The organism is Sphingomonas sp. Leaf257, from assembly GCF_001422185.1.
Taxonomy (GTDB): Bacteria; Pseudomonadota; Alphaproteobacteria; order Sphingomonadales; family Sphingomonadaceae; genus Sphingomonas; species Sphingomonas yabuuchiae.
This window is the reverse complement of the sequence record NZ_LMMH01000035.1, coordinates 99,695-125,967: the sequence shown is the minus strand read 5'-3', so window position 1 is coordinate 125,967 and position 26,273 is coordinate 99,695. Positions and strand designations below refer to the sequence as shown.

Below are 26,273 nucleotides of genomic sequence, written 5' to 3'. Positions count from 1 at the left end.
CCAGCATCCTTTTAGGACCGGCGCAATTTTCCTTTGATTTTTGAGGGAGTGGGTTCCGCCTGAACCCACTCCCCAACTTCCGCTCAGGGTGAACGGAAGGATGAGGAGGGGCTTCAGAACCCCAGTTCGCGGCGGACGTCCTCATAATCCTGCGCGATCGCAGCGACGCCGATGTCGCGCAATCTCTGGTCATGGCCGATGGCGCAATGCGTGCCCATACACATGCCGATGACATGGCCGCCGCTGGCCACCGCGCCGGTCGCACCGACGGGGGAGTCCTCCAGGATCGCGCAATCCTCGATCCGGACGCCCAGCTGCTCGGCCGCATGGAGATAGAGGTCGGGGGCGGGCTTGCCGCGTGTGACATGCTCGCGGCCGCTATAGATATGCTCGCCGAAGAGGTCGCGCAGGCCGATATGGCGCAGATGCTGGTCGATCCAGACGGTCGGGCTGGATGAGACGATCGCCTTGGGAAAATCGGCGGGGAGCGACTTCACGAACGCCACCGCGCCGCCGATCGCCGCCACGCCCTCGGCCATGGCGCGAACATCCTCGGCCCGGCGTGCTTCGTAAAAACTCTCAGGCAGGGTGTGGCCGATACGCCCCTCGATCGTCGCGATGAAGTCCTTGCCCGCCAGCCCCATATAATGGTGCATCGCTTCCTGTGGAGAATGCGGGTGGCCGTTGGCGGTCAGCCATTCGGCGAGGTGGCGATTGCCTTCATATTCGCTGTCGATCAGGACACCGTCGAAATCGAACAAAAGGGCGGCAAAGCGGCTCATGCGCGCGCTCCGAACAAGGCGCTGCCGATGCGGACATGGCTGGCACCGAGCATCGCGGCGACCTCATAATCCTCGGACATGCCCATGCTGAGCTTCGCCAGCCCCAGTTCGTGCGCCATCTTGGCGAGCAAGGCGAAATAGGGGGCGGCGTCCACCCCATGCGGCGGGATCGCCATCAGGCCGATGATGGGAAGGCCAGCGCTGCGGGCCGCCTCCAGCATCGCAGGGGCCTCGGCGATGGCACAGCCGCCCTTCTGGTCCTCTTCGCCGATATTGACCTGAAGGAAACAGTCGGGCCGCTTTCCGCTCTTGTCCATCGCCTCGGCCAGCGCAGCGATCAGCGAGGGGCGGTCGACCGTGTGGATCACATCGAACAACGCGACCGCATCGGCCGCCTTGTTCGATTGAAGCTGGCCGATCAGGTGAAGCGCGACGCCCGGATAGGCCGCGCGAAGGTCGGGCCATTTGGCGGCGGCCTCCTGCACCCGGTTTTCGCCGAAGACGCGGTGTCCGGCCTCCAGCAGCGGGCGGATCGTGTCGGCATCATGCGTCTTCGACACCGCGATCAGGGTCGGGGTCGCGTGCTGTCCGAGCTTCGCGGCGTGCTGAAGCTGGGCGGAGACGGTGGCAAGGCGGGAAACGCTGTCGTCGGTCATGCCCGGCGCTATAATGCCCCCGATGGCCGACCGATACCCCGTGACATGGCTGATGACCGACGAGCGGCTGGGGGAGGGGCTTTGGACCGCGCTGCGCAGGCTGCCGCCCGGATCGGGGGTGGTGTTCCGTCACCACGCGACGCCCCCGGCCGAGCGGCGTGCGATTCATTGCCGGGTCCGGCGAATCGCCAAAGCGCGGGGGCTGGTTCTGCTGATCGCGGGAGGGGGTTTGCCCGGCGATGGTGTGCATAAGGCAAGGCGGGGCAGGGGGCTGCGAAGCTGGCCTGCGCATGACCGGGCGGAAGCGGTGGCGGGATGGAAGGCCGGGGCCGACCTTTTGTTCGTCTCGCCAGTCTTTCCTACGCGCTCGCATCCGGGTGCTCCGGCATTGGGCTTAGCAAGAGCCATGTGGATCGGACGCGGGCTCGGTCTGCCGCGAATCGCATTGGGCGGGATGAATGCGCAGCGCTTCCGCCGGTTGCGCGGGGTGTTTCAGGGCTGGGCCGCGATCGATGCCTGGAGTTCGTCCCATCCCATGTGCTCGTCATTAAACGGTCGTGCAGACACGCGATGATGGTCGAGCGAGGAGAAACGTCATGATGGTTTTGCTGGTTCTGGCCGCCTTGGCCGAGCCGACGCCGATTTCTGCTGGGCTGGCCGCCTATGTCCGCGACCAGAAACTCACCCGGTATGATTATTCGCTCCGCGATCTGAACGGTGACGGCCGACCCGAGGCGTTAGTCTATGCCAGGCAAGCACGCGAGGATGACCAGGACGTCAGCTTATGTGGCTCGGGTGGGTGCGATCTGACGATCCTGACACTGACGCCGACCGGCTATCACGCTATATCCGATATCAGCATCACGCGTCCGCCCATCCGCGTTCTGAACAGTGGTACGAAGGGTTGGCATGATCTGAGCGTGCTGGTCAGCGGCGGTGGCATCCTGCCCGGCTATCGCCTGCGTTTGCGCTTCGATGGGAAAAGCTATCCGACCAATCCCAGCGTCGCGCCTACCCGACGTTTGAAGGGGCAAGAGCCAGCGGGGGTAACCGTGATCGACGTCAAATTAGACTGACGGGAAATCCATCCCGGGTCCGCGATGAACAGCAGGAGTTAGAAGCGGAAGGCCGTTCCCAGATAGACTGCCTGGCTGTTGCGGCGATCGTCGTCGATCCGGGCCAGACGCTCACGATCCGAGCGATAGCGGACACCCGCCGTCACATCGAGATTGCGGGTCAGCGAATAGGAGCCGCCCATGTCGAGCGAGTAGCTGGACGGCATGTCAATCATCTTCGGTGCGCCGTCGATCGGGCGGTCGGTCGAGGCCTTTACGCGGCCAGTGAAGCGACTCGCGGTATAGCTGACCGCCACATCGGCGCTCTCGCGGCTGCCCGGCAGCCCGGCCAGATCGACACGCGCGATATCGCCCGACAGCGCGACACGCTTCCAGCCGACCGACACGCCCAGATTATAGGAGATCGGGGCCAAGCCGACGGTCGGCGCGGTGTTGGCGGCGACGCGTTCCTCGTTGGTGCGGCTGCTCTGCGCGCGCACCGCGACGGTCACGGGGCGGTTGACGCCGCGCTGGCTCTCCGCCGGGGTGAAGCGCAGGTCACCCGCATCGAGTCCGCTCTTGGCGAAGATGGCGGCGAGTCGGGGGTCTGCAGCGGACGGGGTAAAACCGCCACGGCCGAGCAGGCTGAATCCCCGTGACTTGACCGGATGCTTATTCTGGTCGACCGCACCGATGGCGGGCGCGACCATCGCGGTCGTGGCGGCGAGCGCCCCGATTGCGATTCCGATCACGATACGCCCGAACGACACGGTCCACCCCTTTTATAAGACCCTTTTGCAAGATTGCTCCTAACATGGAATCGAGCGTGAGCGATCCCATTGTTACGCTCGCCGTCGCGAATCTTGTCCGAGTGTTGCGCAACTTCCACAGAATCGGTCGTATCGTCCATGGCGTCCCGGCGCTTGCCGGGGTGTCGGCACCCCTGTAGAGGCTATAGGCAACCCTTATTCCCGTCCTTCATCGCAGTCAGGATAATGCCGATGCTTCGCCGTTCCGCCACCGCGTTCGCGGTAATCGCCGCTTTGTCGCTCGGCGCCTGTGCCGGCAAGAAGGAGCGCCCGCAGGGCGATCTGGCCGCGTCGAAGATTACCACGATCGGCGTCAATTCCTATCTGTGGCGCGCCAGCCTCGACACGCTGAGCTTCATGCCGCTGGCCGAGACCGACTCCAACGGCGGCGTCATCGTCACCGACTGGTACGTCAATCCGCAGGTCCCGACCGAGCGGATGAAGGTCACCGTCACCATCCTCGACCAGGATCTGCGCGCCGATGCGCTGCGCGTGACCGCCCTGCGCGAAGTCAATCGCGGCGGCCAGTGGGTGGAGGCGCCGGTGCAGGCGGCCACCATCCAGAAGCTGGAAGACATCATCCTCACCAAGGCGCGCGACCTGCGCCGCGCCTCGATCACGAAGTAAAAGACGACCCGAATGGCCTCGCGTTACAATGCCCTGAAATCGGATTCGACCTGGCAGCGGATCTGGGAAGAACGGCGCACCTTCGCCGCCGACGACCACAGCCCCAAGCCCCGGTCCTATGTCCTTGAGATGTTTCCCTATCCGTCGGGGCGCATCCATATGGGGCATGTCCGCAACTATACGATGGGCGACGTGCTGGCGCGCTATCGCCGGATGATCGGGCATGAGGTGCTCCACCCGATGGGCTGGGACGCGTTCGGCATGCCCGCCGAGAATGCCGCGATGGAAAAGGGCGTCCATCCGGGCGGCTGGACCCGCGACAATATCGCGACGATGAAGGCGCAGCTGAAGCGGCTGGGCTTCGCGCTCGACTGGACGCGTGAGATCGCGACCTGCGAGCCCGATTATTACGGGCATGAGCAGGCGCTGTTCCTCGACCTGTATGCAGGCGGGCTGGTCTATCGCAAGGAATCGGCGGTCAACTGGGACCCGGTCGACATGACCGTGCTGGCCAATGAGCAGGTGATCGACGGGCGCGGCTGGCGCTCGGGCGCGCTGGTCGAGAAGCGCAAGCTGAACCAGTGGTTCCTGAAGATCACCGACTTCGCCGACGAGCTGCTGGAGGGTCTGACGACGCTCGAGCATTGGCCCGACAAGGTGAAGCTGATGCAGGAGAACTGGATCGGCCGCAGCAAGGGGCTCCAGTTCCGCTTCGCCCCCGTCGCGCCCTTCGCGACGCCGATCGAGGTCTATTCGACTCGTCCCGACACCATCTTCGGGGCGAGCTTCGTCGCGATCGCCGCGGACCATCCGATCGCGCGCGAACTGGCCGAGACCAATGCCGAGGCCGCCGCTTTCATCGAACGTTGCAAGGCGGGCGGCACGACGGCAGCCGAACTGGAAACCCAGGAAAAGCTCGGCTTCGACACCGGTTATCGGATGCAGCATCCGATGGACGACGGCATCACCTTGCCCGTCTATATCGCGAACTTCGTGCTGATGGATTACGGCACGGGCGCCGTCATGGGCGTGCCCGCGCATGACCAGCGCGACCTGGACTTCGCACGAAAGTACGGCCTGAGCGTCACCCGCGTCGTCGCCGATGGCGATGTCACCGCGCCGGTGTTCGAAGGCGACACCGCCTTCACCGGTACCGGGCGTCTGGTGAACTCCGGTCCGCTCGATGGCATGGATGTCGAGGCCGCCAAGGCCGCCGTCATCGCCCGTGCCGAGGGCGAAGGCTGGGGCCAGGGCCAAACCGTGTACCGCCTGCGCGACTGGGGCGTCAGCCGCCAGCGTTACTGGGGCACGCCGATCCCGATCATCCATTGCGAGGATTGCGGTGCGGTGCCGGTGCCGAAGGACCAGTTGCCCGTCACCCTGCCCGAGGATGTGACCTTCGACGTCCCCGGCAACCCGCTCGATCGCCATGCGACGTGGAAGCATGTCGACTGCCCGAGCTGCGGCAAGCCCGCCCGACGCGAGACCGACACGCTCGACACCTTCGTCGATTCGTCCTGGTATTTCATCCGCTTCGCCAGCCAGCCCAAGGATCGTCCGTTCGATCCCGAGGTGGTGAAGCAGTGGCTGCCGGTCGGGCAATATATCGGCGGCGTCGAGCATGCGATCCTGCACCTGCTCTATGCCCGCTTCTGGACGCGCGCGCTCAAGCATATCGGCCTGATCGACGTGGCGGAGCCCTTTGCGGGCCTGTTCACCCAAGGCATGGTCACGCACGAGAGCTACAAGTCCTCGGACGGCCGCTGGCTCGCACCCGGCGAGATTCGCGACGGCATCGAGATCGCGACCGGCCAGCCGATCACGGTCGGCCGCGTCGAGAAGATGTCCAAGTCCAAGAAGAACACTGTCGATCCCGAGCCGATCGTGGATCAGTACGGCGCGGACGCGGTACGCTGGTTCATGCTGTCCGACAGCCCGCCCGAGCGCGACCTGCCCTGGTCGGAATCGGGCATCGAGGGTTCGTGGCGTTTCGTCCAGCGTCTGTGGCGTCTGTTCGACGGTTCGGAAGTGGCCGAGGGCGAGGACAAGGCGCTCTCGCGCAAGCTGCACCAGACCATCGCAGGCGTCGCGGCGGATATCGAGGCGCTGGCCTTCAACAAGGCGGTCGCCAAGCTGTACGAGCTGGTCAACGCCATCGAAAAGGCCAAGCCGTCGGCGGCCCGCAACGATGCGATCCGCACCACCATGCTGCTGGTCGCGCCGATGGTCCCGCACATGGCCGAGGAAGCCTGGGCGGGCATGGGGCAGGATGGCCTGATCGCCGACGCCGCCTGGCCGTCGGTCGACGAGAGCCTGCTGGTCGAGGACGAAGTCACCGTCGCGGTGCAGGTCAACGGCAAGCTGCGCGACACGCTGACCGTCGCCAAGGGGTTGCCCAAGGATCAGTTGGAGGCCACCGCGCTGGCGTCCGAGAAGATCGTCCGCGCGCTCGATGGCGCGACCCCGAAAAAGGTGATCGTGGTGCCCGACCGTCTGGTGAACATCGTCGCATGAACCGCACGTTTCCCCTGATCGCTGCCGGTCTGGCGCTGACGCTGGGTCTGTCGGGCTGTGGGCTGCATCCGCTCTATGCGGGCGGCGGTTCCGGTCCGGTCGCGAATGCCCTGTCGCAGATCGAGGTCGCGCCGATTCAGGGGAAGGCGGGCTGGCTGATGGCCAATGCGCTGAACGACCGGCTGGGCGGCAAGACGGGGACCGCGCGTTACCGGCTGGACGTGAAGCTGGACGACCAGATTCGTGGGCTTGGCGTGCGGCGCGACGACTCGGTGGTGCGCGAACGGCGTATCCTGCGCGCGCGCTATCAGCTGGTCGACCAGACGAGCAACGCGGTGCTCGTCGACTCCACTGCCGGATCGGATGCCGGGATCGATGTGGTCCGCTCCGAATATGCGACCATCGCGGCGGAAAACACCGCGCTGGAGCGGCTGTCGGTGATCGTTGCGGACGAGATCGTCGCGCGGCTGGCTACCTATGCCCGGTCGCGGCCCGGCGAGGCGATGGTACCCGCCCGCCCGTGAAAGCGCATCGGTCGTGAAGGCTAACGCCAACCAGATCCGACAGGCGCTGGGGCGTCCTTCCGCCGATATCCGCCTCTACCTGCTCCATGGCCCCGACGAGGCGGGGGCGGGCGAACTGGCGCGGATCCTTGCCAAGGCGATGGGGCAGGATGCCGAGCGGATCGACCTGGATTCGGCCACGCTGAAAAGCGATCCTGCCCGCCTGACCGACGAAGCGGCGGCCATGTCGCTGTTCGGCGGCCCGCGCCATATCCGTATCGCCAGCGTCGGCGAGGAAGGGCTGGCGGCGTTTACCGCGCTGCTGGAGGCCGAGTCGGCGGGCAATCCGGTCGTCGCCATCGCCCCCACGGTCAAGACGACCGCCAAGATCGTTAAATTGGCGCTCGACTCGCCGCGCGCGATGGCGTTCGGCTGCTATGCGCCCACCGCCGCCGATGCGGAGCGACTGGCGACGACGATCGGGGGCGAGATGGGCTTGCGGCTGGCGGCGGGCGTACCGGCGCGACTGGTCGAAGCGGCGGCCGCCGACCGTTCGGTGATGATGCGCGAGTTGGAGAAGCTGGCGCTTTACCTCGACGCCGCGCCGGATCGCCCGCGCGAGGTCGATCACGCGGCGATGGATGCGATCGGCGCCGATCTGGGCGAGGTCGAGATGGGCGACGCGGTCGAGGCGGTGGTCGAGGGACGCGTGGGCGATCTGGGCGGCGAACTGGCGCTGCTCGACGAGGGCGGGGCCTCGCCCATTCCCTGGCTGCGTGCGCTGGCCCGGCGGCTGGTCGGGCTGGCCGAGATGCGAGCCGATGTCGATGCGGGCGAGCCGGTCGACGCGGTGATGAAGCGCCACCGCGTCTTCTTCCGCGACGAGGCGAAGACCGCGCGTGCGCTGCGTCGCTGGACCCCCGCGATGCTGGCCCGCGCGATGGCGCGAATCCGGGCGGCCGAACGCGCGGTAATGGCGCCGGGCAATGCCGGATCGGTGCTGGCCGAGGCGGAGGCGACGATCATCGCCCAAGGGATCGCGCGGCGGGGGTAAGGTTTAGAAGAAGATATGATGTTCGCGCGGGGGCGCGGAGAACGCAGAGGTGTCTGGCTTGCCGCGACAGCGGCCCTCTCATCGCAACCGCAGTGAAAGCAGTTTCATTTAACCGCGAGCGATTCATCTCCGCGCCTCCGCGCCTCTGCGCGAACCATTCTTCTGAAAGAGCGCGACGCGCTCCTTAAAGCTGGTGTCCCGTCCGATCGCGCTTGGTCGCGAGATAGCGTTCGTTATGCGGATTGGGCGGCAGGCTGTGCGCGACCCGCTCGATCACCTGCACCCCTGCGGCTCCCAGTCCCGCAACCTTGGCCGGATTGTTGGTCAACAGCCGCACCTTGTCCTGCCCCATCAGGGTCAGCATCCGCGCCGCCACGCCGAAGTCCCGCGCATCGATCGCGAAGCCTAGACGCGTGTTGGCGTCGACCGTGTCGAAGCCCTGATCTTGAAGCTGATAGGCGCGCAATTTGTTGACCAGCCCTATCCCGCGCCCCTCCTGCCGCAGATAGAGCAATATGCCCCAGCCCGATGTCGCAATGGCATGGATCGCGGCATGAAGCTGCGGCCCGCAATCGCATTTCAGGCTGCCCAGCACATCGCCGGTCAGGCATTCGCTGTGCAGTCGGACGAGCGGCGGCTGGCCGTTGGGCTGGCCGATCAGCAGCGCGACATGCTCGCCCGCCGCATGGGGCGAGCGGAAAGCGACGATCTCGGCATCCTCCGCTCCCGCCACGGGCAAGCGGGCGCGGGTGGCGATAGCGAGCGCCTCGGCATTTTCATGCGCGGCGATGTCGGCGAGCGAAATCTCCGCCTCGACACCGGTACCGCCGAGGAAGAAGGCGGGCAGCATCCCGGCGATCCGCGCGAACCGGATCGCCGCCGCCGCGACCGCCGGGTCGGGCAAAGGGAGGGCGCGGAACGGGCCTTTCAGCGGGGTCGCCAGATCGAATTGCGGATCGGCCAGGGCGGTCGCGGCGGCGAAGTCGACCCAGGGTGCACGCTCGACCAGCACGGCGGCGTCGGGATCGGCCGCGTCCAGCTGGTTGGTCAGCTTCAACGTCGCCGCGCGCCCCGCCGAGATCAGGACGGGCGCCTGGCCCTCCGGATCGAAGGCAGCGAGGCGCAGCGGATCGGCCGTCTCGACCGCCAGCAGCGGCTGGCCCGCAATCGCGATCGGCCAGCCGCGGCGCAGCGCATCGATCGCGCGGGCCGCCGCTTTGGGATCGGCGCTCAAAAATCGAATTCCGTCATGATCGGGATATGGTCGGAGGGTTTCAGCCAGCTGCGGCACGGCTCAAACACCTGATGCGCCACCGCCTTGTCGGCCACGTCACGCGTCGCCCACATATGGTCGAGCCGCCGCCCGCGATCCGACGCCGCCCAGTCCTTCGCGCGGTAGCTCCACCAGGTATAGAGCCGCTGCGGCGCGGGGATGAAGTGGCGGCCCAGATCGACCCAGTCGTTCGACGCCTGCAACCTCGCCAGCGTCTCCACCTCGATGGGGGTATGGCTGACCACGTCGAGCAATTGCCTATGGCTCCACACGTCCGATTCGAGCGGGGCGATATTGAAGTCGCCGGTCAGGATCGTCGGGCAGTCGAGCTTGCCCGACCATTCGATCATACGACCGAGGAAATCGAGCTTCTGGCCGAATTTCGGATTCACCTCACGGTCGGGCACGTCGCCGCCCGCCGGGATATAGACATTCTCCAGCCGCACGCCGTTCGGCAGGCGGATGCCGACATGCCGCGCCTCGGCATTGGCCTGCCAGTCGAGGCGGTCGTCTTCGGCGATGGGCACGCGCGCGACGATCGCAACGCCGTGGTGCATCCGCTGGCCATGGATGATGATGTGATCATAGCCGAGCGAGCGGAACAGCTCGAACGGGAAGTCGTCATCGACGACCTTCGTCTCCTGAAGACACAGCACATCGGGCGCGGCTTCCTTCAGGAATTGCTCGACGATCGCGGCGCGGAAACGCACCGAGTTGATGTTCCAGGAGGCGATTTTCACGGGATGCGATGTAGCGGGGGCAGGGGAGTGAGACAAGATTACCTGCCCCGCATTCCTCCCCTTGCAGGGAAGGAATGATGGGAGTCCAGAAACGGAAAGGCCCCCGCTCCGGGGGCATGGAGCGAGGGCCGACCTAGCGTTCGTCACGCAGGCGGGATGAGGGTGCTCGTCCGAGCAACAGGGGGGAATCTCGAAGGCCCCTCAACCGCAACGCCTTGATAGGGCAGCGAACCTGTCGCCCGGATGAATGAAACGGTCCGCCAGCGTTCAGTTACGCGCCGCCGTCCTCCGGGGATCGTTGAATCGGAACGCCTTGTCGTCCACCGGCACGCCGAAACGCTGGTTGGACAGGCGAATCGTCGTGCGGTTGTTCTGGCTGTCGAGCGCGACCCAGCCCTGCATCATCAGCCCGCCCGGCGCGGCGGCATCGCGGGCGAAGACCAGGGTGATCTTGCCATATTCGGGATGCTTGGGATCGTTCGCCTCGACCGAGAGCAGGCGCGGGTCGGCGCTGGGCACGACCTTGGCATAACGACCGATGTCGCGGCTGGGGTCGAGCAGCACGCCCAGCGGCGAGTTCTTGATCGGCCAGCGCTGCACCTGCTTGACCGAATAATCGATGAAGGTCAGCGCGCCGCCATCGGCGACGATCAACAGGGGCACGCCCTTTTCATACTGGAACCGAATCTTGCCCGGCTTCTTCATGGTCAGCGTGCCGGTCAGCACCTTGCCCGCGCGGTCGGTCTGGGTGAAGTCGGCGGTCATCGTCTGCACCGATTGCAGGTGACGCTGCACCGCCGCCAGATCGCCACTGGCCTGCGCCAGGGCGGGCACGGGGGCGGCGACCATCGCCATGGCGGTCGGCGCCAGCAGGGCGGACGCCATCATCGAACGGATCATCAAATCACTCCTTTGGGCACGCCTGTCCTTGCGCGCCGCCTATTGAACGGGTCGTGAATCAGGGGCGTTACAGGGTGAAGGCGGCCTTCAGCCCCAATATGGTGACGTCATCCGCCTGCGCATAGCCGCCGGGATGGTGGACGAACTGGAGGTTGGGCCGCATCTCCAGCCACTCCGCCGGATGGATGCTGTAATAGACTTCGGCGGCATATTCGGAGCCCTGCACGGCGGGTCGGGTGGGATCGAGCCGCTGTCCGTCCGCGACGCGCCCGTTCACATGGGTCCGCGCCACGCCGAAGCCCAGCACATCGCCGGGCACGGCGGGGACCAGCCCCTTGTAGAACAGCCCGGCTGCGACCTGGTTGTCGGTGATGCTGGTCGCGCGGTCGGCCTGGGTGGCGTTCAGGAAGACGCTGAGGCCGTTTTCCGCCTTGCCGTCCTTGGTCTTGCCGGTGAGCTGCTGCTGGATGTTGACGTACACGCCGTAGCGGCTGCTGCGTTCCAGCGGGGCCAGGCCAGTGATCGCCACGGGTCTGCGGTTCATGTCGAGGAACACGTCCGGCGCATCGGCCGTCGCGATCCAGCCGCCCAGCTTGTACGACCCGATCCGACCGGCACTGGCATTGCGGATCCAGCCGATTTCGGCGGGGACCAGCACGCCGGTCGCGCCCTTGAAGTGGCCGATGAAGAAATCATTGTCGAGGTTGCGCGGATTGATCTCATAGACCGCGCCCTGAACATACAGGTCGTCGCGCGGTTCGTAGCGCAGCCGGGCACCCCATTGGCTGACCGGCCAGTTCTGCCAATAGTCGCCGACCAGATTGCCCGGTTGCGCGCCGCAGAAACTCAAGTTCATGAAGTGGCAGGAAAAGATCGCGAAATCCTCGCCCGGATTGGTGCGGCCCAGCTTCAGCTCGAACCGCTCGCCGATCCGCTGTTCATACCAGAATTGCGTCAGGCGCAGCGTCTGGCCACGACCATAGACCTCCTGCACCTGTTGCAGCGTGCCGAGATTCGCGTCGTCGCTCAGGTTACGGCCCCGGCGATAGGTGAGGGTGGCCTGGAATGCCCCGCCCTTCAGCCCCATCACCTTTTCCAGATCGAACAGCGCGCCCGCGTCGAACTGGCCCGTCTCGCGGAACAGCGTCTTGCGCCCGCCGGTGACGTTGGCGGCGCTTTCCGAGGCGTAACGCGCGGTGACGGTGATGCCGCGCTCGTTCAGGCGGGTGCGGATGTCGTGCCAGTCGCCGATGATCCCCGGCGGCGGCGTGCGCCTCGTGTCGGCGGTGATCGCCGAAGGCGCACTGTCGGAGGGGCGGACCGGGCGGCGGCGGGTGGGCGTGCGCTGCGTATCGCCCTCTGCGGCATCGGGGGTGATGCGGGCGGCGGTGGGGACGGGATCGGTGGTCTGCTGGGGCGCCAATGGTGCCGCCATCAATAGCGGAGCCCAACCCCAGATCATCGTCGCCAACATTGCCCCTGTTTCCCGAACCTTATCGTTGCGGAGGCCAAACGATCGGACGGGCAAAAGGTGCCGTAAACGTCAATGCGGATTCCTCCCCTGAAAGGAGAGGTGGCAGTCCGTAGGACCGACGGAGGGGTGTCCCGGTCGGTGAGGTGGGCGAACCTCGCCAGCGGTGACACCCCTCCCCTTGCAGGGGAGGAATTTTAGCCCTGCTCGGCGGCGCGGACCTGGTCGACATAATCGCCATATCCTTGCGCCTCCATATCCCCGAGCGGCACGAAGCGCAGCGAGGCGGAATTGATGCAATAGCGCAAACCGCCGCGATCGCGCGGGCCGTCGGGGAAGACATGGCCCAGATGGCTGTCACCATGCGCCGAGCGGACCTCGGTACGGACCATGCCGTGCGTGGTGTCGCGCAGTTCGTTGACATGGGCGGGCTCGATCGGCCGGGTGAAGCTGGGCCAGCCGCAATGCGAATCGAACTTGTCGGCCGAGGCGAACAGCGGCTCGCCCGAGACGATGTCGACATACAGACCCGGCTCGCGGGTGTGGAGATATTCGCCGGTGCCGGGGCGCTCGGTGCCGCTCTCTTGCGTCACATAATATTGTTCGGGAGTCAGCTTCGCGAGCGCTTCCTCGGTCTTGGCATAACGGGTGTCGGCCATGGGGACTGTCCTTTCCGTAAAATCAGGCAGCAGCAGGTTCGGCGGCGATCTGGCGCAGCGCCTGCTCGAAGGATTCGGGCGGCTGTCCGCCCGAGATGAGATAGCGATTGTCGATCACGATGGCGGGCACCGACTGGATGCCGCGTCCCTGCCACAGCCGCTCCGCCTCGCGCACCTCGGTCGCATAGCGGTCGGACGACAGGATCGCGCGGGCCTCGTCGGTGTCCAGCCCGGCGCGGCTCACGGCGGCGATCAGCACGTCATGGTTCGAGATATCCTCGCCACGCGTGAAATAGCTGTCGAACAGCGCGTGCTTCAGCGCCGCCTGCCGCCCCTCCATCTCCGCCCAGTGGAGCAGCCGGTGCGCGTCGAAGCTGTTATAGATGCGCGCATCATCGGCCATCGCCATGGTGAAGCCGACCGAGGCCGCCCGCTCGCGGATATTGGCGCGGTTGGCGGCCGACTGTTCGGGCGTCGCGCCATATTTGCGGCCAATATGCTCGACGATATTCTCGCCCTCGGGCGCCATGGCGGGGTTCAGCTCGAAGGGCTGGAAATGGATGTCCGCCTCGACCGTATCGCCCACTCGCTCCAGCGCGATCTCCAGCCCGCGCAGTCCGATAATGCACCAGGGGCAGGAAATGTCAGAGACGAAATCGATACGAAGGCGGCGGGGCATGGGGAGTCCTGGCTGATGCGACCCCAAGGCGGCCGCCCCGCTTATGTGGGAGGGCGATCCGGCCCCCGCAACCGTGGTGCTACCAACGGACCCGGACCCAGCCGTCCACCGCCTCGTCTTCCGGGCAAGGATAGATGGCGCGAACCGTCATGGCGCCATCCGCCTCGGTCGCTGCGCCGGTCAGCGCGGGCCGGAAATCACACTGTCCGCCCTGTGCACGGGGGAAGGGGCCGCGCGAACGGTCACTGGCGATTCGTCGCGGCTGGCCTGGTCGATAGTCCATGCCTGTCTTCTCCCGGGGCCGATCATGCCGCCATCCAGATATCCCGGCCATCCGGGAAAAGCCCGGTATTTCGGGTGCTTGGATAAGGAGCGGGAACAGAGGCCGGTCTTGCCGCCTTGTGCACCGCGTACGCTTTGCCATGTCCGGCCCCGCCGGATACCAGCAGGCAAACCGCTTGAGAGGGAGTTGGACGGATGACGAAGACAGTTCTGGTGACGGGGGCGACCGCCGGAATCGGTGCGGGCACCGCGCGTGCCTTTGTCGCGGCCGGATGGCGGGTGATCGGGACGGGCCGCCGCGCCGACCGGCTCCAGGCGCTGGCCGACGAGCTGGGTGCGGCCTTTCATCCGCTGGCCTTCGATATCACCGACGAGGAGGCGCTCGACGCCGCGCTGGGCGGCCTGCCGCCGGAATTCGCCGAGATCGACCTGCTCATCAACAATGCGGGCCTCGCGCTCGGCACCAAGACCGCCCAGGACAGCGATCTGGCCCAGTGGCGGACGATGATCGCGACCAATATCGACGGGCTGATCACCATCACCCATCGGCTGCTGCCTCGCCTGATCGCGCGGCGCGGGGCGATCATCAACCTGTCCTCGGTGGCGGCGAACTATCCCTATACCGGCGGCAACGTCTATGGCGGCACCAAGGCGTTCGTGAAGCAATTCTCGCTCAACCTGCGCGCGGATCTGCACGGCAAGGGGGTGCGCGTCACCTCGATCGAGCCGGGCATGGTCGAGACCGAGTTCACCACCATCCGCACCGGCGGCGATCAGGCGGCGTCGGACGCGCTCTATGCGGGTTCCGACCCGATGACCGCCGAGGATATCGCCGCGACGTTGCTCTGGGTCGCCGAACTGCCGCCGCACCTCAACATCAACCGGCTGGAGCTGATGCCGGTCAGCCAGTCCTTTGCAGGGTTCCAGGTCGCGCGGGCGGGCTGATCATAGGGGGCGGTGCATCACCAAGGCATCGACGAGGCCCAAAATTGGGTGCCGGAACGCCTCCGGCACCCTTCCGACCGTGGCGAAGCCCAGCGCCGTCCACAGATGCACGGCGGCCTCATTGCTGGCGACCACGAAGTTGAACTGCATCGCGGCAAAGCCCCGCGCCCGCGCTTCGTCGAAGGAATGCAGCGCCATCGCCCGCGCCACCCCGCGCCCGCGCGCGGCGGGGCCGGTCATATAGCCCGCATTGGCGACATGATCCCCGCCACCCGCCTGATTGGCGCGGAGGTAATAGGAGCCGAGGACGGCGCCGTCCTCTTCGAACACGAAGACCGTCTTGTCGCCGCCGAACCAATAGGCGAGTGCGGCGTCCTCCGACATTGCCGGGTCGAGCGCATAGGTCTCACCTGCCCGGATTACCGGCAGGACGATCGCGGCGATGGCGAGAGCGTCTTCGGGAAGGGCGGGGCGAATCATGGAATGAACGTCAGGACCGGGTGACAGGGCTACGAGGCGGACTTGGATTGCAGCCATTTTGGGATGGTGCAACATATTGGCTATGCTGAATCCTCATGAGCCGCCTTGCGCCCCAACAGGTTTCAATGTGCGGGCCCGTCTCAAAAGCTTTGTCTATGCTGGTCGCGGACTGCGCTGGTTGGTGTGGGACGAGCATAATGCCTGGTTGCACTTTGCCGCTTCTGTGATCGTCATCGTCCTGGGATTTACCCTGCGCATATCATTGGAGGATTGGCGATGGATTGTGCTGGCGATGGCATTGGTCTGGATCGCTGAGGCCATCAATACCGCGATTGAGGATCTCTGTGACCATCTGAACCCTGATTTCGATCCGGCGATTGGGCGCGTGAAGGATTTGGCAGCGGGAGGGGTACTGATAGCCTCGATGGCGGCGATCGTGATTGGTCTGCTGACGTTCGGTCCGATCTTGCTGAGTCGCATAATCAGAGAATAGCAAAATCCGGCTGTGAGCCGGTTTGAAGATGCGATGGCGCCATGCCTATCAGCATCAATCGGGTCAATTTGGGAAGACGTCGCTTGGCGACGAAGGCGATCTCTCACAAGAGATCGCTGGAGCGGGCGAAGGGATTCGAACCCTCGACCCCAACCTTGGCAAGGTTGTGCTCTACCCCTGAGCTACGCCCGCTCTGGCGTTCCGAACCGGCTGACCGGCTGGGGTGAGGCGGGCTATTAGATGTGGGTTTCGAATCCGGCAAGCACTTTTTTCAATTTTTTTACGGCTGGCGACTCCGGCCATAGAACATTACAAGAACATATATGGAGGAGCCCTTTGCCCTGATCGACCGTCTGCGCCGCGCCGCCGCTCTGGTGGTGCCGGGCGATGATGGCGGGATGGACTCGGGACGGGGCTTCGAGGTTCGGCTGGCGGTTGCGCAACTCCATGAGATCCATGCGCTTTCGGAAGGCGAAGCGGCGAGCGGCGCTGGGCTGGCGCTGGGCTGTGCGTTGACGGTGGGGGCGCGGCCGATCCTGTGGCTGCGCACCGAGGCGGCCGAGCGGCAGGGCGGGCGACTCCATGGGCCGGGGCTGGTCGCGATGGGACTCGACCCCGCCGATCTGGTCGTGGTGGTGGTGGCCGACGATGCCGCGCTGCTGCGTGCCGCCGCCGATGGCGCGCGCTGTCCGGGGCTGGGCACGGTCATCGCGGAAGGCTGGGGGGCGATGCGCGGGCTGGACCTGACCGCGTCGCGGCGGCTGATGCTGGCGGCCGAAGCCTCGGGTGTGTTGATGCTGGTGCTGCGCGTCGGCGGTCAGGTCGTGCCCAGCGCGGCAGCGACCCGCTGGTCGGTCGCGTCGGCCCCCTCGCGGGCGCTGGCGGCGGAGGCACCGGGGGCACCGGCCTATGATCTGGAATTGCTGCGCCGAAGGGGAGGGCCCGCGGGCGCCCGGTGGCGCGTGGAGTGGAACCGTGACACGCAAAGCTTCGACCCCGCGCCGCTATCTGGCGCTCGTCTTCCCCTGGTTGCCGATCGAGCGGTTGCGGGCCCGGCGCCCGCACCTGTTCGTGGCGCGGGATGAGGCGCCGATCGCCTTTGCCGAATCGGTCGGCGGCGCGATTCGCCTGGCGGCGCTGAACGCCCAGGCGGCGGCGGCGGGGCTGTCGGTCGGGCTGACGCTGGCCGATGCGCGCGCGCGGGTGCCCGAGGTCGAGATATTCCCGCACGACCCCGCCGCCGATGCCGACTGGCTGGAGCGGCTGGCCGAGGGGGCGCGACGCTACAGCCCGGCGGTGGCGCTCGATCCGCCGCAAGGGCTGGTGCTCGATTCGGGCGGGGCGGATCATCTGTTTGGCGGCGAGCGGGGCCTTGCCGAGGATATCGAGACGCGGATGGCGCGGCGGGGACTGACCGTGCGGCTGGCCTATGGCGATACGCCCGAGGCGGCGCGCGCGCTGGCGCGGCATGCGGGGGCACCGGCGCCCGACGAGATGGGGGCGATCCGTCGCCTGCCCGTCGCGGCGCTGGAACTGGATGAGGATGCCGGCGCGGCGCTGATCGCGGCGGGGCTGAAGTCGGTCGGCGACGTACTGGCGCGACCGATGGCGACGATCGCGGCGCGCTTCGGGCGGGAGGCGGCGACGGCACTGCGGCGGTTGACCGGGGAGGAGGACAGCCCGCTGACCCCCCGCACCGTCGCCGCGCCGATCGGGGTGGAGCGGCGCTTTGCCGAGCCGGTGGCGCGGACCGAGCATATGCTGGGCGTGCTGGAGGAACTGACGGGAGAGGCGGCGCGCGTGCTGGAGGAGCGGCACGAGGGCGGGCGACGCTGGGACGCGCGGCTGTTCCGTTCGGATGGCGAGGTGCAGCATCTGCGGGTCGAGACGGGGCAGCCGACCCGCGATCCGGCCGTGCTGCTGCGGTTGTTCCGCGAGCGGATCGAGGCGCTGGCCGATCCGCTCGACCCCGGTTTCGGATATGACCTGATGCGGCTGGATGTCGGGCTGGCCGAGAAGCTGGACGCGGTGCAACTTCGGCTGGAGGGCGGCGAGGCCAAGTCGGAGGCGGTGGCGGCGCTGATCGATCGGCTGGGCACGCGGCTGGGGCGCGAGCGGGTGCGGCGGATCCATCCCCGCGACAGCCATATGCCCGAACAGGCCGAATTGCTGCTGCCCGCGACCGATCCCGCGCCCAAGGCCGAATGGACCCGGCCCGAGCCGGGCGAGCCGCCCTTGCGGCCGATTCACCTGTTCGACCCGCCCCAGCCGATCGAATCGCTCGCTGCCGAGACGCCGGATGGCCCACCGGCGCGGTTTCGCTGGCGGCGCAAGATGCACGACGTGGCGCGCGCGGAAGGACCGGAGCGGATCGCGGGCGAATGGTGGCGCCGCGCTGACATGGCGCCGCCGACACGGGACTATTACCGGGTCGAGGATGTGCGCGGGCGGCGCTTCTGGATCTTCCGCCATGGCCTTTACACCGAGACCGAGCGGCCGCGCTGGTATGTGCATGGGCTGTTCGCGTGAGGGGACGGGCCGATATTCCTCCCCTGCAAGGGGAGGGGGACCATGCGCAGCATGGTGGAGGGGTGTCACCGGTTGCGAGGGCATCCATCCTCTCCGATGGTGACACCCCTCCGTCAGTCCTTCGGACTGCCACCTCCCCTTGCAGGGGGGGAAAAGGGTAAATGTCCGACTTCGCCGAACTGGTCGCGGCGACGCATTATTCCTTCCTCGACGGCGCAAGCTCGGCGGAGGCGATGGTTCAGCAGGCGATCGTGCTGGGGCTGGACGGAATCGGCATTGCCGACCGCAACACGGTGGCGGGGGTGGTGCGGGCCTACCGGGCGCTGCGGGAAATCCGCGAGACGCTCGGTGACCGGATGCGGCCTTTCGAACTGGTCGTCGGCGCGCGCCTCGTCTTTGCCGATGGCACGCCGGATATCGTCGCCTATCCGATCGACCGGACGGCCTGGGGGCGGCTGACCCGGTTGCTGACGACGGGCAACAAGCGGGCGCGCAAGGGCGGCTGTATCCTGGGACTGGGCGACCTGATCCGCCATGCCGAGGATCTGCTGCTGATCGTGCTCCCCAAGTCGAGTGCGCGGCCCTGCGAGCCGATGACGGACGCGATGCTGCCCCCCAGGCGCGCCGATCCGGGGCTGGCGGCGACGCTCGACCGGCTGGTGGCGGCGGCACCGGGGCGGGTGTGGCTGGGCGTGACCATGCCGCGATCGGGGGCGGACCGGCGGCGGCTGATGGCGCATGCCGCGCTGGCCGAGGTGCGGGGCGTGCCCCTGCTCGCCACCACCGATGCACTGTCCGCTTCGCCTGCGGACCGTCCGGTACAGGATATACTGACCTGCATCCGCGAAGGGCTGACCGTCCGCACCGGGGGACGGCGGCTGGCGGCCAATGCCGAGCGGCATCTGAAACCCGGTGTCGAGATGGCACGCCTGTTCGCCGACCGGCCGGAAGCGGTGGTGGAGAGCATGGCGATCCTGGAGCGGATTACCTTCCGTCTGGATCATATCTCCTACCAATATCCTGACGAGCCGATCCCGCAGGGCTGGGACGCACAGGACTGGCTGGAGGAACTGGTCCGGCGCGAAGCCGTGAAGCGCTATCCGGGGGGCGTTCCGGTCAAGCTGCGCGCCTTGCTGGACGAGGAACTCGGGCTGATCCGCCGGTGCGGATATGCGCATTATTTCCTGACCGTGCATGACGTCGTCCGCTTCGCGCGGACGGTGGACCCGCCCATTCTTTGCCAGGGGCGCGGATCGGCGGCCAATTCGGCGGTCTGCTGGGTCCTGGGCGTCACCTCGGTCGATCCGGTGCGATATGACCTGCTCTTCTCGCGCTTCGTATCGGAGGAGCGCCGCGAGCCGCCCGATATCGACATCGATTTCGAGCATGAACGGCGCGAGGAGGTGATCCAGTATATCTATGACCGCTATGGTCGCCACCGCGCCGCCATCGCCGCCACCGTCATCCATTACCGCCCGCGCAGCACGGTGCGCGAGGTCGGTCGCGCGCTGGGGCTGAGCGAGGATGTCACGCAAAGGCTGACCAGCACCGTCTGGGGCAGCTTTTCTAAACAGTTCGAGGAGAAGCGATTCCACGAAACGGGCTTCTCCCCCGACAATCCCGAGATCGCCCGCCTGCGCACCCTGGTCGACCGGCTGCTGGGCGCGCCCCGCCATTTGTCGCAGCATGTCGGCGGCTTCGTGCTGACCCAAGGGCGGCTCGACGAGACGGTGCCGATCCACAACGGCGCGATGGAGGGGCGGACCTTCATCGAATGGGACAAGGACGATATCGACGAGCTGAAGATCATGAAGGTCGACATATTGGCGCTGGGCATGCTGACCTGCATCCGCAAGGCGTTCGACCTGATGGAGGCGAACGGCCTGGCCCGTCCCGACCTCGACACGCTGGCGCAGGATGAGGACCCGGCCGTCTACAAGATGCTGCAACGGGGCGACAGCATCGGCGTGTTCCAGGTGGAAAGCCGCGCGCAGATCAACATGCTGCCCCGGCTGAAGCCCCGCGAATTCTACGATCTGGTCGTGCAGGTCGCGATCGTGCGTCCGGGGCCGATCGAGGGCGACATGGTCCATCCCTATCTGCGGCGGCGGGCACAAAAGGAGGCGGTGACCTATCCCTCGCCGCATCCCGATCATGGTCCGGCGGACGAACTGCGCACCCTGCTCGGCAAGACGTACGGCGTGCCGCTATTTCAGGAACAGGCGATGAAACTCGCCATCACCGCCGCCAAATTCACCCCCGACGAAGCCAATCAGCTTCGCCGCGCCATGGCGACCTTCCGCAAGGTCGGGGGAATGGACGGATTCCAGCGAAAGATGATCGGCGGCATGGTCGCGCGCGGGTACGAGCCCGAATTCGCCGAGCGGTGCTTCAAGCAGATCGAGGGATTCGGCTCCTATGGCTTTCCCGAAAGCCATGCGCTGTCCTTCGCCCGGCTGGTCTATGTCTCCGCCTGGCTGAAATGCCATCAGCCCGCGATCTTCACCTGTGCGCTTTTGAACGCCCAGCCCATGGGCTTCTACGCGCCCGCGCAGCTCGTCCGCGACGCGCGCGAGAATGGCGGGGTCGAGGTGCGACCGGTTGATGTGAATTCCAGCGGCTGGGACAATCGGCTGGAGCGGCGGGAGGACGGAGCCTTCGCACTGCGGCTGGGCTTTCGGCAGGTCGATGCCTTTCGCGAGGCCTGGGGCAAGGGAATTGCGGATCACGCCCCCTATGAGACCATCGAGTCGGTCGCGATCCGGGCGCAGCTGCCACGCCGTGCGCTCGACCTGCTGGCACAGGCCGACGCCTATCGCTCGCTGAGCCGCGGACGGCGCGAGGGGCAGTGGGAGGCGCGGCGGATGAAGTCGGCGCAATTGCCGCTGTTCGCCGCGATGGAGGCCCCCGAAATGGCTGCCGAACCCGATGTCACGCTGCCGCCCATGCCGCTGTCCGAACAGGTCAGCGCCGATTACCGCGCGACGCGGCTGTCGCTGAAAGGCCATCCCATGGCGTTCCTGCGCCGCGAGCTGGCAAGCGAAGGCATCCTGTCTGCCGCCGATCTGGGCCATCTGGCCGATGGGCGGCGGGCTAAGGTAGCGGGGGTGGTGCTGGTCCGCCAGCGACCCGGCAAGGGCAATGCCATCTTCGTCACGATCGAGGACGAGACGGGCATCGTCAACGCGTTGATGTGGGCGCGCGATTTCGAGGCGAACCGGCGCGCGGTGATGGCCTCGCGGCTGATGCTGATCCACGGCGTCGTCCAGCGCAGCGAGGAGGGCGTGATCCACCTGATGACCGCAGGGGTCGAGGATCGCAGCGCGATGCTGACCCGGCTGGAGGACGTGCCCGCCGCCGCCACCCGCTCGCACGATCCGCGTGGGGCTACGGCGCAGCGCGGGGTTCATCCCCGCGATATCCGCCTGCTACCCCGCTCGCGCGACTTTCATTAGGGGCGATTGCGATTCGGCTTGTTTTGCATTCCCTCTCCCCTGGACAGGGGAGAGGGTTAGCGGAGCTTGCCAGCGTGCTGGCTAGCGCAGCTTGGGTGAGGGGTTGAGCGAGCCTCCGGCTCGCGCGCGCCTTCCGCGCGCTCACCCCTCACCCAGCTCCCACTAAGTCTTTGCTTCCGCAAAGACCAAGTCTGCGCAACCCTCTCCCCTCAATGAGGGGCGAGGGAAGGGTAGGCTCGCCCTGTTTTGCAGAGAAGAAGGATGTGGGACATTCCCACCCAAAAGTGCCGATTTATACGATCGACGCTGTCCCCAAGGGCTTGTGCCTACCCCCCGCCATGCCATATTTTACCGTCATGGCCCAGAACAGCGACACCTTCACCCATCCTCTGGGAATGGCCGGCAATGGTCCCGGACAAGGGCCCGATCATGGCCCCGATCACGGCGATGACGAGGGCACCGGCCTGGGCGTCGCGACGCGGACCCGGACGCGCACCAAGCAGCCGACGCCGTACCGCGTGCTGATGCTGAACGACGACTATACGCCGATGGAATTCGTCGTGCTGTGCCTGCAGCGTTTCTTCCGCATGAGCATGGACGATGCGACCCGCGTCATGCTGCACGTCCATCAGCGCGGCGTGGGGGTGTGCGGCGTATTCTCCTATGAGGTGGCCGAGACCAAGGTGGCGCAGGTGATCGACTTCGCCCGCGCCAACCAGCATCCGCTTCAGTGCACGCTGGAGAAGGCGTAACTCCTGTTCACTCCTCTCCGGCAAGGGGAGGACTACGCCATTACCAGATCCGCCGCCTGCCGCCCGGAGAGCCAGGCGCTTTCCACCCGTGGCGCGATCATCCAGTCGCCACAGGCCGCCAGCCCCGTATCGGCCTGGTGATAAGCCCCGACACCGGCCTTGCCCGACCGCGCGTAACGCCAACGATGCGCGGTGGCATGGACCGGCACGGGCAGGGTGCCCACCCGTTCTTCCAGCGCGCGTAGCAGTGAGGCGGTGACGGAGGTGCGGTCGCTTTCGACATGGCGCCGCGACCAGTCGGCCGTGGCATGGATCGTCCAGGCTTCGCCGCCCTTGCGGCCCGGTTTGGCGCTGTTGCGTGCGGCCCAGTCGATGGGATCGGCGGCGGACAGGATATCCGGTGCCGAGAAGCCGGCGTCGAACCCCAGCAGCACGGTCCAGCATGGATCGGACGGATGCGCGCGGGCCAGTTCGGCCAGCGCCGGGTCGATCGGTGCGGCGAGTCCCGCCGTCTGCTCGGCGGGGAGCGCCAGGACCGCCACATCGAACGGCCCCTCGGCCATCTCGTCATGGTCCAGCCGCCATCCGTCCGCATCGCGGCGCAACGCGCGGATATGCGTCGACCAGCGAATGTCGAGCGCCGCCGCCATATGCATGACGAGCGCATTCATCCCCGGCACCCCGACCCAGGCGTCATCGCCCATGGCGGGCCATGGCGCGGCGACACCCTGCCGCTCCCAGTCCCGGACTTGCGCGACGAAGGCCGGGTCGCGCGCGGTCAGATATTGTGCGCCATAATCGAAGGCGAAGCAGGCACCTTGCGCCGTCACTACCTTGCTCGCCATGCGGCCGCCGGGGCCGCGCCCCTTGTCGAACAGCGTGACCCGCCATCCCGCCTCGGTCAGGCGTGAGGCGCAGGCCAGACCCGCTATCCCCGCGCCGACGATCGCCGCCGATCCGGCCATATCCCGTTCCTTCATGATTCGCCGCATCGCGTGCAATCCGACGATACGCCCCGGGCCGGGGATCGATCCGTCTCATCGGTGAACCGCCCCCCGATTCCGCCAAGTATACGGGTTGATCCATGCTAAAATTTTTGGGTGCCTGGTGGTCCGACCAAGGATCGACCGGAGATGCCCGACGTTGTGGGGCATGACGAGCGGCGGTCCCTTCCGCTCAGGGGAAGACCTAAGGCCGTCCATGTCCATGACAGACGCGACATGACCCCGCCCGATGGGCGTGCCGGTAAGCCTGTTGGCTTGCCAAGTCTTTGCGCGCCCAGCCTTTTTTACCAGATGAACCCGGAGAGCTTGCGGCATGGAAGACTATAAGACGGTACTCGAAGGCAAGTGCCCCTTTGGCGGCGACCGGATCGGGGGTGCCTTCACCACGCCGCCGACGCTGGCCGAATGGTATCCCAACCGCCTGCGCGTCGAGCAGCTGCACCGCCACGGCCCCCGTGCCAATCCGCTGGGCGAGGATTTCGACTATCGCGCCGCCTTCGCCAAGATCGACCTCGATACGCTGAAGGCCGAGATCAAGCGCTTCCTGACCAGCTCGGTCGCGTGGTGGCCGTCCGACTATGGCAATTACGGGCCGCAGATGATCCGCATGTCGTGGCACTCGGCGGGCAGCTATCGCATCGCCGACGGGCGCGGCGGGGCGGGTGAGGCGATGCAGCGTTTCGCGCCGATCAACAGCTGGTGGGACAATGGCAATGTCGACAAGTCGCGTCGCCTGCTCTGGCCGATCAAGCAGAAATATGGTGCGGCGCTGTCCTGGGCCGACCTGATCGTCCTGACCGGCAATTGCTCGCTCGAGATCATGGGGCTGCCGACCTATGGTTTCGGTGGCGGGCGCGAGGATGCATGGGAGGCCGATGACGCGACCTATTGGGGTCCGGAGGTCTTCGACATGACCCAGGTCGACTCGTTCGACGAGATGGTCAACCGCGACAAGCGCTGGCGCGGGCAGAATGGTGATGCGGACTATGATCTGGAGCAGCCGCTGGCCGCCTCGCACCAGTCGCTCATCTATGTGAACCCCGAAGGCCCCTATGCCAGCGGCGATCCGATGGCCTCGGCCCGCGACATCCGCATCACCTTCACCCGCATGGCGATGAACGACGAGGAGACGGTGGCGCTGATCGCGGGCGGCCATGCCTTCGGCAAGAGCCATGGCATGGTGAAGGCCGACCGCATCGGCGCGCCGCCCGAAATCGCCGCAATCGAGGAGATGGGGCTGGGCTGGCACAATCCCGAGGGCACCGGCAATGCCGAATTCACCATGACCAACGGTATCGAGGGCAGCTGGACCCAGAATCCGACCCAGTGGGACAACAGCTATCTCGAAAACCTGCTGGGCCTGGAATGGGAACAGACGCGCAGCCCGGCGGGTGCGCTGCAATGGACGCCGGTCAGCGGTGACGCGCCGCGCACCCCCGACGCGCATATCGAGGGCAAGAGCCATGCGCTGATGATGATGACCAGCGACATCGCGCTAAAGGTCGATCCGGTCTATCGCCCCATCTGCGAGCGGTTCCTGACCGACTTCGACTATTTCACCGAGCAATTCTCCAAGGCGTGGTACAAGCTGACCCACCGCGACATGGGGCCGCGCGAGCGTTATGTCGGCCCCGAGGTCACGATCGAGCCGGACCTGTTGTGGCAGGACCCGATCCCCGAGCGCGATTACGAACTGATCGACGCCGCCGACATCGGGGCGTTGAAGCAGCGGATCCTGGACAGCGGCCTGTCGGTGTCGGACCTGGCCTTCACCGCCTTTTCCGCCGCCGTCACCTATCGTGACAGCGACAAGCGCGGCGGCGCGAATGGTGCGCGTCTGGCCCTCGCCCCGCAAAAGGACTGGGCGATCAATCGCCGCACCGTGCCCGTCATCGCCAAGCTCCGCGAGATCATGGGCGCGTTCAACGACGGGGCGACCGGCGGCAAGCGCGTGTCGCTGGCCGACCTGATCGTGCTGGGCGGCACGGCGGCGGTCGAGAAGGCGGCGGCGGATGCGGGCATCGCGCTGGAGGTGCCCTTCACCGCCGGGCGTCGCGACACCACCGACGAACTGACCGATGCCGACAGCTTCGAATGGCTGAAGCCGGTGGTCGATGGTTTCCGCAACTATGTCGACGATCACTTCGCGGAAGTGACGGCGGGCCGCGTCGCCCCCGAGGAACTGTTCCTCGACAAGGCGGCGCTGCTGAAGCTCAGCGCGCCCGAATGGGTGGTGCTGACCGGCGGCCTGCGCGCGCTGGGGGCGAATTGGGACGAGAGCGAGGCGGGCCTGTTCACCGACCGGGTGGGCGTGCTGAGCAACGACTTCTTCCGCGTGCTGACCAGCATGGACTATGTCTGGACCAAGCAGGACGAGGCGGGTTTGCGCTTCACACTGGACGACCGGGACAGCGGCGAGCCGCGCTACACCGCCACGCGCAACGACCTGGTCTTCGGGGCCAACTCGCAGTTGCGCAACATCGCGGAATTCTACGCTGCCGAGGACGGCCATCCCCGCATGGTCCGCGACTTCGTGAAGGTGTGGAACAAGGTGATGACCGCCGATCTTTTCTGATGGTGGAGGCGGCCCGGTCGTGATCGGGCCGCCCTT

General features: G+C 66.6%; 25 protein-coding genes and 1 tRNA gene. 13 read left to right on the top strand and 13 right to left on the bottom strand.

Annotated features, from left to right (window positions below; translation table 11 throughout):
• Positions 1-113: 113 nt before the first annotated feature.
• Positions 114-782, bottom strand: coding sequence for an HAD family hydrolase (locus ASF14_RS18680; RefSeq protein WP_056438800.1), 669 nt, complete (start codon positions 780-782; stop codon positions 114-116).
• On the bottom strand, positions 779-1,438 hold the full coding sequence (locus ASF14_RS18675) for a YggS family pyridoxal phosphate-dependent enzyme (RefSeq protein ID WP_056438797.1): 660 nt from the start codon (positions 1,436-1,438) through the stop codon (positions 779-781). The genes ASF14_RS18680 and ASF14_RS18675 overlap by 4 nt, the downstream gene beginning before the upstream one ends.
• A gap of 22 nt (positions 1,439-1,460) precedes the next feature.
• On the opposite strand from ASF14_RS18675, the gene ASF14_RS21020 reads away from it, so the two are divergent.
• Positions 1,461-2,012 carry a thiamine phosphate synthase gene (locus ASF14_RS21020; RefSeq protein ID WP_236697143.1) on the top strand — a complete coding sequence of 184 codons (552 nt, stop codon included), beginning with the start codon at positions 1,461-1,463 and terminating at the stop codon, positions 2,010-2,012.
• A gap of 22 nt (positions 2,013-2,034) precedes the next feature.
• Complete coding sequence (locus ASF14_RS18670; RefSeq protein ID WP_056438794.1) at positions 2,035-2,514, top strand: hypothetical protein; 480 nt, start codon at positions 2,035-2,037, stop codon at positions 2,512-2,514.
• A 38-nt stretch (positions 2,515-2,552) separates the two neighbouring features.
• Here ASF14_RS18670 and ASF14_RS18665 read toward each other — a convergent pair whose 3' ends face one another.
• On the bottom strand, positions 2,553-3,263 hold the full coding sequence (locus ASF14_RS18665; protein WP_201780624.1) for a hypothetical protein: 711 nt from the start codon (positions 3,261-3,263) through the stop codon (positions 2,553-2,555).
• 231 nt (positions 3,264-3,494) lie between these two features.
• On the opposite strand from ASF14_RS18665, the gene ASF14_RS18660 reads away from it, so the two are divergent.
• From ASF14_RS18660 to holA, 4 genes are read left to right on the top strand one after another with little or no spacing between them, the layout of a single operon-like run.
• On the top strand, positions 3,495-3,929 hold the full coding sequence (locus ASF14_RS18660) for a DUF3576 domain-containing protein (RefSeq protein WP_056439008.1): 435 nt from the start codon (positions 3,495-3,497) through the stop codon (positions 3,927-3,929).
• A gap of 12 nt (positions 3,930-3,941) precedes the next feature.
• Complete coding sequence (gene leuS, locus ASF14_RS18655; protein WP_056438790.1) at positions 3,942-6,443, top strand: leucine--tRNA ligase; 2,502 nt, start codon at positions 3,942-3,944, stop codon at positions 6,441-6,443.
• Positions 6,440-6,967, top strand: a complete 528-nt coding sequence (lptE, locus tag ASF14_RS18650) for an LPS assembly lipoprotein LptE (RefSeq protein WP_056438786.1) — start codon at positions 6,440-6,442, stop codon at positions 6,965-6,967. Before leuS ends, lptE begins: the two co-directional genes overlap by 4 nt.
• A gap of 13 nt (positions 6,968-6,980) precedes the next feature.
• Positions 6,981-8,000 (top strand): DNA polymerase III subunit delta, encoded by a 1,020-nt coding sequence (gene holA / locus ASF14_RS18645; protein WP_056439005.1) that lies wholly within the window; start codon positions 6,981-6,983, stop codon positions 7,998-8,000.
• A gap of 184 nt (positions 8,001-8,184) precedes the next feature.
• Here holA and ribA read toward each other — a convergent pair whose 3' ends face one another.
• The 7 genes from ribA to ASF14_RS18610 form a co-directional block, all read right to left on the bottom strand.
• Positions 8,185-9,234, bottom strand: a complete 1,050-nt coding sequence (gene ribA / locus ASF14_RS18640) for a GTP cyclohydrolase II (RefSeq protein WP_056438783.1) — start codon at positions 9,232-9,234, stop codon at positions 8,185-8,187.
• Positions 9,231-10,013, bottom strand: a complete 783-nt coding sequence (locus tag ASF14_RS18635) for an exodeoxyribonuclease III (protein ID WP_056438780.1) — start codon at positions 10,011-10,013, stop codon at positions 9,231-9,233. The genes ribA and ASF14_RS18635 overlap by 4 nt, the downstream gene beginning before the upstream one ends.
• Positions 10,014-10,280: 267 nt before the next feature.
• Positions 10,281-10,913: a LolA family protein gene (locus ASF14_RS18630; RefSeq protein WP_443025834.1), complete on the bottom strand. Its 633-nt coding sequence runs from the start codon at positions 10,911-10,913 to the stop codon at positions 10,281-10,283.
• A 67-nt stretch (positions 10,914-10,980) separates the two neighbouring features.
• Positions 10,981-12,348 carry a carbohydrate porin gene (locus tag ASF14_RS18625; protein WP_236697142.1) on the bottom strand — a complete coding sequence of 456 codons (1,368 nt, stop codon included), beginning with the start codon at positions 12,346-12,348 and terminating at the stop codon, positions 10,981-10,983.
• A 233-nt stretch (positions 12,349-12,581) separates the two neighbouring features.
• Positions 12,582-13,043, bottom strand: a complete 462-nt coding sequence (gene msrB, locus ASF14_RS18620; RefSeq protein WP_056438774.1) for a peptide-methionine (R)-S-oxide reductase MsrB — start codon at positions 13,041-13,043, stop codon at positions 12,582-12,584.
• 22 nt (positions 13,044-13,065) lie between these two features.
• Positions 13,066-13,722 (bottom strand): DsbA family oxidoreductase, encoded by a 657-nt coding sequence (locus tag ASF14_RS18615; protein ID WP_056438771.1) that lies wholly within the window; start codon positions 13,720-13,722, stop codon positions 13,066-13,068.
• A gap of 79 nt (positions 13,723-13,801) precedes the next feature.
• Positions 13,802-14,005, bottom strand: a complete 204-nt coding sequence (locus ASF14_RS18610) for a hypothetical protein (RefSeq protein WP_056438767.1) — start codon at positions 14,003-14,005, stop codon at positions 13,802-13,804.
• Positions 14,006-14,199: 194 nt separating this feature from the next.
• Here ASF14_RS18610 and ASF14_RS18605 point away from each other — a divergent pair, with 194 nt between their 5' ends.
• Positions 14,200-14,949 carry an SDR family NAD(P)-dependent oxidoreductase gene (locus ASF14_RS18605; RefSeq protein ID WP_056438763.1) on the top strand — a complete coding sequence of 250 codons (750 nt, stop codon included), beginning with the start codon at positions 14,200-14,202 and terminating at the stop codon, positions 14,947-14,949.
• Here ASF14_RS18605 and ASF14_RS18600 read toward each other — a convergent pair whose 3' ends face one another.
• On the bottom strand, positions 14,950-15,429 hold the full coding sequence (locus ASF14_RS18600) for a GNAT family N-acetyltransferase (protein WP_056438761.1): 480 nt from the start codon (positions 15,427-15,429) through the stop codon (positions 14,950-14,952).
• 82 nt (positions 15,430-15,511) lie between these two features.
• Between ASF14_RS18600 and ASF14_RS18595 the strand changes: the two genes are divergently transcribed.
• The gene (locus tag ASF14_RS18595) at positions 15,512-15,922 is read left to right on the top strand and encodes a diacylglycerol kinase family protein (RefSeq protein ID WP_056438759.1); all 411 of its coding nucleotides are present in this window, start codon (positions 15,512-15,514) and stop codon (positions 15,920-15,922) included.
• Between the two features lie 117 nt (positions 15,923-16,039).
• Here ASF14_RS18595 and ASF14_RS18590 read toward each other — a convergent pair.
• Positions 16,040-16,114 (bottom strand) — tRNA-Gly (locus tag ASF14_RS18590).
• Between the two features lie 131 nt (positions 16,115-16,245).
• Between ASF14_RS18590 and ASF14_RS18585 the strand changes: the two genes are divergently transcribed.
• The 4 genes from ASF14_RS18585 to clpS all read left to right on the top strand — a co-directional run bounded on the left by ASF14_RS18585 (position 16,246) and on the right by clpS (position 22,658).
• The gene (locus tag ASF14_RS18585; RefSeq protein WP_056438756.1) at positions 16,246-17,007 is read left to right on the top strand and encodes an ImuA family protein; all 762 of its coding nucleotides are present in this window, start codon (positions 16,246-16,248) and stop codon (positions 17,005-17,007) included.
• Positions 16,898-18,451 carry a Y-family DNA polymerase gene (locus ASF14_RS18580; protein WP_236697141.1) on the top strand — a complete coding sequence of 518 codons (1,554 nt, stop codon included), beginning with the start codon at positions 16,898-16,900 and terminating at the stop codon, positions 18,449-18,451. The genes ASF14_RS18585 and ASF14_RS18580 overlap by 110 nt, the downstream gene beginning before the upstream one ends.
• 161 nt (positions 18,452-18,612) lie before the next feature.
• The gene (locus ASF14_RS18575) at positions 18,613-21,906 is read left to right on the top strand and encodes an error-prone DNA polymerase (RefSeq protein WP_056438752.1); all 3,294 of its coding nucleotides are present in this window, start codon (positions 18,613-18,615) and stop codon (positions 21,904-21,906) included.
• A gap of 395 nt (positions 21,907-22,301) precedes the next feature.
• The gene (gene clpS, locus ASF14_RS18570) at positions 22,302-22,658 is read left to right on the top strand and encodes an ATP-dependent Clp protease adapter ClpS (RefSeq protein ID WP_056438998.1); all 357 of its coding nucleotides are present in this window, start codon (positions 22,302-22,304) and stop codon (positions 22,656-22,658) included.
• 32 nt (positions 22,659-22,690) lie between these two features.
• Here the strand turns inward: clpS and ASF14_RS18565 are convergent, their stop codons facing one another.
• Positions 22,691-23,638, bottom strand: a complete 948-nt coding sequence (locus ASF14_RS18565; protein WP_236697140.1) for an NAD(P)/FAD-dependent oxidoreductase — start codon at positions 23,636-23,638, stop codon at positions 22,691-22,693.
• A gap of 337 nt (positions 23,639-23,975) precedes the next feature.
• On the opposite strand from ASF14_RS18565, the gene katG reads away from it, so the two are divergent.
• Positions 23,976-26,237 carry a catalase/peroxidase HPI gene (gene katG, locus ASF14_RS18560; RefSeq protein ID WP_056438749.1) on the top strand — a complete coding sequence of 754 codons (2,262 nt, stop codon included), beginning with the start codon at positions 23,976-23,978 and terminating at the stop codon, positions 26,235-26,237.
• Positions 26,238-26,273: the final 36 nt, after the last annotated feature.